The sequence below is a fragment of the Roseomonas sp. 18066 genome, assembly GCF_902706185.1.
Lineage (GTDB): Bacteria > Pseudomonadota > Alphaproteobacteria > Acetobacterales > Acetobacteraceae > Pseudoroseomonas.
Map to the genome: position 1 here is coordinate 1 of NZ_CACSJM010000197.1, position 9,487 is coordinate 9,487.

The 9,487-nt window shown below is 71.8% G+C and carries 8 protein-coding genes; 5 read left to right on the top strand and 3 right to left on the bottom strand.

Translation table 11 applies throughout. The features are described 5' to 3' along the window. The 5 genes from GVN67_RS26125 to GVN67_RS26145 form a co-directional block, all read left to right on the top strand. Positions 1-622, top strand: a 622-nt coding sequence (locus tag GVN67_RS26125) for a transposase (RefSeq protein WP_235035508.1), incomplete at its 5' end; no start/stop codon positions are given. A 47-nt stretch (positions 623-669) separates the two neighbouring features. Continuing rightward, positions 670-2,883 (top strand): phosphoribosylformylglycinamidine synthase subunit PurL, encoded by a 2,214-nt coding sequence (gene purL, locus GVN67_RS26130; RefSeq protein ID WP_160000256.1) that lies wholly within the window; start codon positions 670-672, stop codon positions 2,881-2,883. Between the two features lie 39 nt (positions 2,884-2,922). Further along, the gene (locus GVN67_RS26135; RefSeq protein ID WP_160000257.1) at positions 2,923-3,165 is read left to right on the top strand and encodes a BolA family protein; all 243 of its coding nucleotides are present in this window, start codon (positions 2,923-2,925) and stop codon (positions 3,163-3,165) included. Positions 3,166-3,178: 13 nt separating this feature from the next. Then, on the top strand, positions 3,179-3,517 hold the full coding sequence (gene grxD, locus GVN67_RS26140) for a Grx4 family monothiol glutaredoxin (RefSeq protein ID WP_160000258.1): 339 nt from the start codon (positions 3,179-3,181) through the stop codon (positions 3,515-3,517). 79 nt (positions 3,518-3,596) lie between these two features. After that, a complete protein-coding gene (locus GVN67_RS26145; protein WP_160000259.1) occupies positions 3,597-4,382 on the top strand; it encodes a hypothetical protein in 786 nt (261 codons plus the stop codon). Positions 4,383-4,437: 55 nt separating this feature from the next. On the opposite strand, the gene GVN67_RS26150 is transcribed toward GVN67_RS26145, so the two are convergent. The 3 genes from GVN67_RS26150 to GVN67_RS26160 form a co-directional block, all read right to left on the bottom strand. Further along, positions 4,438-5,772 (bottom strand): MATE family efflux transporter, encoded by a 1,335-nt coding sequence (locus GVN67_RS26150; RefSeq protein ID WP_200845401.1) that lies wholly within the window; start codon positions 5,770-5,772, stop codon positions 4,438-4,440. Positions 5,773-5,837: 65 nt separating this feature from the next. Further along, a complete protein-coding gene (locus GVN67_RS26155) occupies positions 5,838-6,560 on the bottom strand; it encodes an aspartyl/asparaginyl beta-hydroxylase domain-containing protein (protein WP_160000261.1) in 723 nt (240 codons plus the stop codon). 452 nt (positions 6,561-7,012) lie between these two features. After that, positions 7,013-9,487, bottom strand: a 2,475-nt coding sequence (locus tag GVN67_RS26160; RefSeq protein WP_235035510.1) for a hypothetical protein, incomplete at its 5' end; no start/stop codon positions are given.

A 9,487-nucleotide genomic window follows, 5' to 3' on the forward strand; every position in this document is an offset into this window, starting at 1 on the left:
CCCCTGGGCCCCGATGACGGACCTGGAATGGGCCGCGCTCCTCCCCTATCTGCTGCACCGCTCGCCGCAAGGCCGGCCCATCGCCGACCTGCGCCAGCGCATGGACGGCATCTTCGCCCTGGCCGTCAGCCGCGACCCCTGGCGCCTGCTGCCGGAGCGGTTTGGCAATGCTGACACCGTCGCCCGCTATTTCCGCCGCCTGACCCATGCCGGCCTCTGGCCGCGCCTGCTGGTGGCCCTGGCCGACGCCGCGCCGAAACATCCGCTGCGCGCCATCGAGCATTTCATCGTCCGCGCCACCCGCCGCGCCCACCGCATCCTCGGCCAGCCGCTGGTCGTGCTGATCCGCCGCATCGGCCTGCGTTCCGCCTTGCGCGCGCCCCCTTGGCTGATGCCGGACCCGGATTTGTCCGAAAGCTGCATCCATCTGATCGAGGCCACCCGCATCGCCGCGGCCGCCGGGGCGCAGCCTGCGGCGAACCCGGCCATCGAGCCCCGCTTCAGGCGCCGCCGCGCCCCCGCCACCCCCTGGAAACCGCGGCTTTCCGCGCTAACCTCCCTGTTGCGGGCGGCCCTCGGCCGGACCCGCATCAGCCGTACCGTCTGCTGGGGGTGGCCATGACCAAACCAGCACTGGACAACGGCGCCCGCCCTGTCGAAAAGCCGTCCATGTCCAGCACGACCCCCGCCCTCCTCGCTCCCGAACGCGCCCAGCAGCTCGCCGCCGAATTCGGCCTGAAGCCGGACGAGTATGACCGCGTGCTGGCCATCCTCGGCCGCGCGCCCTCCCTCACCGAGCTCGGCATCTTCTCGGTGATGTGGTCGGAGCATTGCTCCTACAAGTCCAGCCGCGTCTGGCTGCGCCAGCTGCCGACCAAGGCGCCCTGGGTCATCCACGGCCCGGGCGAGAATGCCGGCGTCATCGACATCGGCGAGGGCCTGGCCGCCATCTTCAAGATGGAAAGCCACAACCACCCCAGCTTCATCGAGCCCTACCAGGGGGCGGCGACCGGCGTGGGCGGCATTCTGCGCGACGTCTTCACCATGGGCGCGCGGCCGATCGCCAATCTGAACGCGCTGCGCTTCGGCGACCCGTCGCTGCCCAAGACCCGCCAGGTGCTGGACGGCGTGGTGCGCGGCATCGGCGGCTACGGCAATTGCGTGGGCGTGCCCACCGTGGGCGGCGAGGTGAATTTCCACCCCGCCTACAACGGCAACCCGCTGGTCAATGCCATGACCGTCGGCATCGCCCGCACCGACAAGATTTTTCTTTCCGCTGCCGCCGGCGTGGGCAATCCGGTGGTCTATGTCGGCTCCAAGACCGGCCGCGACGGCATCCACGGCGCCACCATGTCCTCCGCCGAGTTCAGCGCGGATTCCGAGGAAAAGCGCCCGACCGTCCAGGTCGGCGACCCGTATGCGGAAAAGCTGCTGATCGAGGCCTGCATGGAGCTGATGGCGACCGACGTCATCGTCGCCATCCAGGACATGGGCGCGGCCGGCCTGACCTCGTCCAGCGTCGAGATGGCCGGCAAGGGCGGCGTCGGCATCGAGCTGAACATGGAGAAGGTCCCGCAGCGCGAGACCGGCATGACCGCCTATGAGATGATGCTCTCCGAGTCCCAGGAGCGCATGCTGATGGTGCTCAAGCCCGGCGAGGAGCATGTGGCCGAGGCCATCTTCACCAAGTGGGAGCTGGACTTCGCCGTCATCGGCCATCTGACCGACACCGGCCACATCGTCATCCGCCACCATGGCGCGCTCGAGGCCGATATCCCGCTGGCCCCGCTGGAAAGCGAGGCCCCGCTCTACCACCGCCCGACCGCCGAGACCCCGAAGCAGCCGGTGCTCGACGCGGCGACGGTTGCCGACCCCATCGGCCTGCAGGCGGCATTGGAAAAACTGATCGGCTCGCCCGACCTCTGCTCGCGCCGCTGGATCTGGGACCAGTATGACAGCACCGTCGGCGGCCAGACGGTGAAGCGCCCGGGCGCGGCCGACGCCGCCATCGTCCGGCTCGAGGACAGCAAGCGGGCGCTGGCCATGACCACCGACTGCACCCCGCGCTACTGCGCGGCCGACCCGGAGGAGGGCGGCAAGCAGGCCGTCGCCGAGGCCTGGCGCAACATCACCGCGACCGGCGCCCTGCCGCTGGCGGTGACCGACAACATGAATTTCGGCAATCCCGAGAAGCCGGAGATCATGGGGCAATTCGCCGCCGCCGTGCGCGGCATGGCGGCCGCCTGCACCGCGCTCGACTTCCCGGTCGTCTCCGGCAACGTCTCGCTCTACAATGAGACCGAGGGCCGCGGCATCCTGCCCACCCCCGCGATCGGCGCTGTCGGCGTGATCGAGGATGCCGGCAAGGCGATCGGCTACGGCCTGGCCCCCGGGCTGGAGCTGGTGCTGCTGGGCGAGACCCAGGGCTGGCTCGGCCAGTCGCTCTGGCTGCGCGAGATCGCTGGCCAGGAGACCGGCGCGCCGCCGCCGGTGGACCTCGCCGCCGAGCGCCGCCATGGCGATTTCGTCCGCGCCCAGATCCAGGCCGGCCGGCTCGCCGCCTGCCACGACCTGGCCGATGGCGGGCTGCTGGTCGCCGCCGCCGAGATGGCGATGGAGGGCACCGCCGGCGCGACGCTGGCCGCCGCCCCCGCCGGCATCCCGGCCCATGCCTGGTTCTATGGCGAGGACCAGGGCCGCTACCTGGTCGCCACCGCCGATGCCCTGACCCTGCTGGAGGCGGCGCGCGCCGCCGGCGTGCCGGCCCAGCGGATCGGCCGCTCGGGCGGGGGGGACTTGGTTGTCGAGGGCAGCCTTGCCATATCGGTGAGCGATCTGCGGGCGGCGCATGAGCGCTTCCTGCCGGCGCTGATGGCCCAGTAAGCTGAGACTAGTAAGCTAAGACCGGACAGGAGAGCCCGCATGGGGATGCCCGCAGTCGAAATCGAGGCCCTGATCAAGGCGGCCCTGCCCGACGCCCAGGTCACCATCGAGGACCTGGCGGGGGATGGCGACCACTACGCCGCCACCGTCGTCTCCGAGGCCTTCCGCGGGCGTTCGCGCGTGCAGCAGCACCAGCTGGTCTATGCGGCCCTGCAGGGCCGGATGGGCGGCGCCTTGCATGCCCTCGCCCTGCAGACCTCCGCCCCTCCCTCGGCTCCCTGAAGGAACAACCCCCATGAGCAACCCCGTCTTCGACCGCATCCAGGCCGAGATTTCCGAGAACGCCGTGGTCCTCTACATGAAGGGCACCCCGGTCTTCCCGCAGTGCGGCTTCTCGGCCCGCTCGGTGCAGATCCTCAGCCACGTCGGCGTGCCCTTCAAGGGCGTCAACGTGCTCGAGGATGGCGAGCTGCGCGAGGGCATCAAGTCCTTCACCAACTGGCCGACCATCCCCCAGCTCTATGTGAAGGGCGAGTTCGTCGGCGGCTGCGACATCCTGATGGAGATGTTCCAGAACGGCGAGCTGACCACCCTGCTCGACGAGAAGGGCGTGCCGCACCAGGCCGCCGCCTGATGCCGCTGCGGGCAGGGAGGGCGCCATGCCAACCCTGCCCGCCTTCGCGGGTTAGGTCAGCAGTTCCGGAAAGGCGCCGATGACCCGCAACGACCTGCGCACCCTGCTGAATATCCTGCTGCCGCTGGCCCAGCCGCTGGTCGGCGCCATGGCCCCGCTGTTCGGCATCGGCCATACCCAGGCGGTGATGTCCGCCGCCAGCCAGACCCCCGTGGTCCCGGCCGGCTATGCCTTCACCATCTGGAGCCTGCTCTTCGCCCTCAGCATCGCCTGGGGCATCTGGCAGCTGCTGCCCTCGATGGGCCGCGAGTCGGAGGCCGCCCGCCGGCTCGGCTGGCCCCTGGCCGCGACCTTCGGCTTCTCCATCCTGTGGATGCTGCTCAGCCAGCTGACCTTCAACGGCTGGCACCTGGTCGCCGTGATGCTCTGCGTGCTGGTGGCGGCGCTCTCGGCCTTCTTCGTCAACCGCCGCATCGACCACCGCGCCACCCCCTCGCCGCGGGTGGAGCGCTGGCTGCTGCGCCCGCTGCTCGGGCTGCTGGCCGGCTGGGTGTCGGTCGCGACCTTCGCCAATATCGCCGGCGCCGCCGTGGTCAGCGGCTTCTTCCCCGCCGAGGGCGCCGGGCTGACGGTGGCCGCCGTGCTGATCCTGCTGGCCTGCGGCGGGCTGGTGCTGACCGTGCTCTGGGTCGCCCGCGGCTCGGCCTGGTACGCCGCGGCCGTGGCCTGGGCGCTGGTTGCCATCCTCTATGCCAACACGCTGGGGCGGGATTTCAACCTGGGCGTCGCCATCACCGCCGGCGCGCTGCTGGCGGTGGTGCTGGCCATGGCCTGGCAGCGGGCGCGGATGCTGCCGCAGGCTTAGCTCGGGTGATGATGGCGCGAGCTTATCATTTCGATTTGCGAATGTAAAGCCTGATCTAGGCGGGGGCGGCGCTCCGCTCCCGCCACACCCCGGGCCGCACGGACGCCGCCGTCACCAGCCCATAGGCGGTGATCCCCAGCGCCACGGCGAGGAAGTAGCCTTCCATCCCCATGCCGGCGCCGGCCAGCAGCCAGCCGCCGCCCACCGCGATGCTGAAGCGCGACAGGGCGGCGACCATCGGCCAGCGCATCTTCCCCGCCCCCATCGAGGCGAAATACAGCGCCATCCCCAGCCCGAAGCCGCCGAAGGCCGGGCCGGTGAAGGCCAGGGCCCGCGCCGCCAGCGCCTGCACCGCCGGGTCCGGGGTGAACAGCCGGGCAAAGCCGCCGGGCATCAGCCCGACCGCGAGGCCCAGGCAGCCGGCCAGCAGCAGCGCCATGCCGCCGCCGGTCCAGGCGATGCGCCGCGCCAGCGCCCAGTCCCCCGCCCCGGTGGCGCGCCCGACCAGCGCCGTCAGCGCCGAGCCGACGCCGAAGACCAGCGGCACGGTCAGGAATTCGAGGCGCGCCGAGATGCCATAGGCGGCGACCGCCACCGGGCCATAGGAAGACAGCTGCAGCGTGACCATGACCGTGGTCAGGTTGGCGATGGCCGCCAGGCCGCAGGCCACCAGCCCGACCGACAGGATCCGCGCGAACAGCGCCCGCTGCGGCCGCGCCCGCAGCACCGGCATGAAGCCGGCGCCGCCGCGCAGCACCACCACCGCCATGGCCAGGGCCGCGCCCCAGAAGACCAGGGCGAAGCCGATGCCGAGCCCGGCCAGGCCCAGCCCCAAGGGCTCGGCCAGCGCCCAGCCCAGCAGCGGGAAGCCCAGCCAGGCCACGGTCAGCACGCGCGCGGCGAGCGCATGCCGACCCCCGCCGCGCAGCACCGAGGCCAGGGTATTGGCCAGCCAGGCCGGCAGCGCGCCGGCGCCGAACAGCCACATGGCATAGGGGGCGGCGGCCTCGGCCACCGCCGCGCCGCCGATCAGCCCGAGCAGCGCCCGCGGGAAGCTGGCCAGCAGAACGGCGAAGAGCAATCCGGCCACCAGCGCGATCAGCAGCGCATGCAGCACGAGGGAGGAGGCTTCCTCGCGCCGCCCGCCACCGAGCGCCCGGGCGATGGCGGAGGCGACCCCGCCGCCCATGGCGCCGGCCGACATCTGCTGCAGCAACAGAGAAAAAGGCAGGACGACGGCCCAGCCGGCCAGGGCCGCGGTGCCCTGGCGCGCGGCCAGCACCGTCTCGGCCAGCTGGGCGGTGGCCTGCAGCACCGCGATCAGCGTCGTCGGCGCCGCCAGCGCGCCGATCCGCCGCAGCAGCTCGCCGCGGCCAGGCTGTTCAGCCATGCATCCGTCCCCCATCCTGACCGCGACTATCGGGCCAAAGCGGGGGCGTGGACCAGGGGGCGCCGTCAGTTCAGCAGCGGCGCCGGCGGCACATGGACGGGGTTCGACACGTCCAGCGGGTTGCGCAGCACCAGCCCCGGATCCGGGTAGTAGTCGACGAACAGGTTGATCCGGTTGGCCTTGCCCTTGTTCTTCACCGAGTGGCGCACCCGGTTGTTGAAGTCGTAGGCATGGCCCTTGAGCATGGTGAACTTGCGGCCGTCGATCTTGTACTCGACCGAGGGCGTGCTGCTCAGCGAGATGTGGATGCGGTGCGCGCGGGCCGCCATCGGCTGGCCGTCGATATGCGGGGCGATGGCGCCGCCGCCCTTCAGCCGCACCAGCGCCAGCCGCGTCACCACGCCGCCCGGCCGGTAGAGCGGGGCGATGGCCTGGTCGATCACCGGCTGCAGCACCTCCTTGAAGTCCAGCCAGTCCGGCATGGTGTAGACCGGCCACAGGTCGGTATCCTCGCGGCCGATCGGCATGAAGGGCTCATGCGCCACGCCGCGCTGGCGGGCCCAGACCCAGACCAGGTCCTCGAAATGGCGGATCCCGGTGCCGCTGGCCGAAGGATGCCATTCGGTCTTCATCAGGATGTTGTCCGTCGCGGAATGCACGCCGGAGGCGAGCACGTCGCGGCGGAAATTATTGCCGGTCCAGTCGCCCTCGGTCAGGCGGGCGATGCGGTCGAGCAGGCCGGCCACCTCGACGGTGCCGAGGTCGCGCAAGGGCACACCGATATCCATGACGTTCCTCCCACCCCCGTGGTCTGTCGTTGCGGCGCGCGCCGTCGGGCGACGCCAGAAATCCGTTTCCGTCACAAAACCTTCAAGAATCCGGATCAGTAATCGCCGAATCGACTCGAAATATTCGGGCGTGCGCGCGCGCATCCAGGCAAGCCCACGACCCGGCCAGTCTGGAATCAAATTTCTGTTTTAAAAGGATAATTTCTGTCTTCAAACCGCCTTCGAGGCGCAGGAAAACACCCCACGGCGCGCCGAAGGTTTACAGAAATTTATAAAGCGACTTCTTTGGCGTGATCCGTTTTGCTTGCGGCAACCTGATTGACCGAAAGCCGGGCCGCGAGACAGCCCGGTTTCGCCAATACCCGGTATCATCCCGGGTGATGGTTGCGGCAGGGATCGATGCCGCTCCGGTTTCCGTGAGCGACCAGGGTCTCACCCGGCAGGCGAGGGCCTCAGCGGCCCTTGCGGATCATCAGCCCGATCGAGGTGGAGACGAAGCGCCGCAGCTCCAGCTTCAGATGCGGCTTGCCCTCGGCCGGCAGGAAAGGCGGCAGGTCGATCACCGCATCCAGCTCGCTCTCGCCCGGATGCAGGTTCAGCGGGAAAACCTCGTGCCCGGCGGCATGCATCCGCGCCAGAAAGCCCTCGATGTCCGGCTTGCGGTAGATCGAGCAGCCGGGGTGCTCGAAGGTCGCCGTCTCCGAGCTCAGGTTGAACTCGGTGGTGTGCACGGCGAGCCCGCCCGGGCGCAGGCAGCCGAGGCTGGCCTCGATGAAGTCCAGCCCGTGCTTCAGCGAGCCCAGATGCTCCAGCGCGCAGGCCGACCAGGCGATGTCGAAGCCCGTCAGGTCGGCCGGGATGTTGTTCATGTCGACGCCGCGATGCGACACCCGCTGGATGAACTGCGCCCTGGGCAGCAGCTTCGGCCGGTGCAGCGTCATCACGTCGGCGCTGTGCTGGCCGCCCTGGGCCCAGCCCTGCGCCACCTGCAGCTCCAGCGGCGCATCGGTGGCCAGCACCTGCAGGCCGGCGGCCGCCAGCGCCGAGGGCAGCGGCTCCCGCCCGGTGCCGAAGCCGATGGCGCGCAGCCCCGGCTGCAGCAGCCCGGCCTCCTCGATGGCGGCCAGGATGTAGCAGAATTCCCAGTTCTTGCGGTGCCGCCGGCCGATCGCCTGCATGCCCAGCCGCGTCGCCAGCCGGGCATAGGCCGGCTCGTCGAACTGCGCGGCGGTGCAGAGCTGCGACACCGGGCGCGCGATGCTGGGCGGCGCGAAACGGTGCGGCAGCGCCGGGTCCGCCGGCGGCCGCAGCAGGAACAGCGGCATGCGGAAATGGCTGCGCTCGGTGTCATGCGCCGGGGCCGTGTCGGCGAAGCGGGCCACCGGCAGGCCGGGGATCCCGGCCGGGTCGGGCGCCGCCGCGGCGGGCTGCGGCAGCAGGCTGGTGGCGCCGCCGCGCAGCCGGCGCCACAGCCGGGCCCAGCCAGGCTCCGGCTGGCCGACCTCGGCCGCCATGGCGCGCAGCCGGGCGGCATAGGCGCGCACATGCGGGGTGGCGGCCAGGTCGGCCATGCCCCGGGCGGGCTTCACCTGCCAGACCACGAAGACCGCATTGGCGAAGACCGCCACGGCCTGCAGCGGCAGCCGCTTCCAGAAGGCCAGGTATTCGGGGCGCAGCCGGCCCTTATGCGCCACCACCCAGTCGTAGCGCCCGGCCGCCTCCGGCAGGTCGGCCAGGCCGGCGCCGCCCAGCAGGCCGCTCCACAACGGGCGTGGCGCCAGGACGCGGTCGCCGGGGCGGATGCGGCCGGCCAGGAAGCCCGCGACCTCGGCCCAGGCCGGGTCGTCGGCCGGCGGGCGGAAGCTGGCGCTGGCCGGGAAGCCGGGCCGCAGGCCGAGCCGGGCCGAGGCCTCCCAGAGCGAGTCCAGCTCGGCCTCGGCGAGGTCGGCAGCGGCGGCGGAGCTCGGGGACATGGCGGCGCCTTTCGAATCGCGCAGCAGATCGGCGGCGGGGCCGCGCTGGCCCCGTTCCAGCAGGGCATTGGCCAGCTCCAGCCGCAGCAGGCTGGACCGCTGGCCATCGGCCAGGGCCTGGCCCAGCAGCCGCAGCGCGGCCTCCGCCCGGCCGCGGCCGCGCAGCCTGGCCGCCATGCCGGCCAGATAATCGGCGCTGCGCCGGCGGCCCTGGCGGCGCAGCCGGCGGGCCGAGGCGGCATCCGCCGTGGCGCTGCGCAGGGCGCGCGCCAGCAGCCCCTCCAGCAGGCCGGACTGCCGGGCGAAGCGCAGCGAATCGGCGCCGGCGGCAGGACAGGGCACGGCGCGGCAATCGCCGCAGGCCTCGATCAGCGCCGCCTGCCGGGCTTCCTCGGCGATCAGCGGGTCGAAGAACAGCAGCACGCGGCCCTGCAGGTCGCCGGGCCGGACGCGGACGCCGCGATGCAGCCAAGCCTGGTAGTGGCGGCGCAGCTGGCGGCCCTGCAGCCCGCCCAGCATCTCCGGGTCCAATGAATAGGGGGCGGAGAAGGCCAGCGTCAGGTCCGCCCGCAGCGCCGCCGCATGGCGCAGCGCCGCGTGCCCGCCCATGCCCGCGCCCAGCAGCACCACCCGCCGGTGCTGCGCCGCCAGCGCCCGCAAGGCCGGCAGCAGCTGCGCCATCTCCTCGGCGCGGTACCAGCAGCCGCGATAATCGACCAGCGTCACCAGGCTGGCGCCGAAGCCGGCCAGGAAGTCCTCGTCCCAGGGGCCGCGGCGGGCGGCGAGCGGCGCGAAGGCGATCAGCAGCACGCCCTCCCCCTCCGGCTCGGAGGCGGGGCGGTGGAACGCGGCGATACGCCCGGTATCGCCGAGCAGCCTCGGCTTGGGGCGGGAGTCGAGGAGGCTGGTATCGGCCATCATATCCGGGCGGGCGAGCGGGTCGCGGTGATGGAC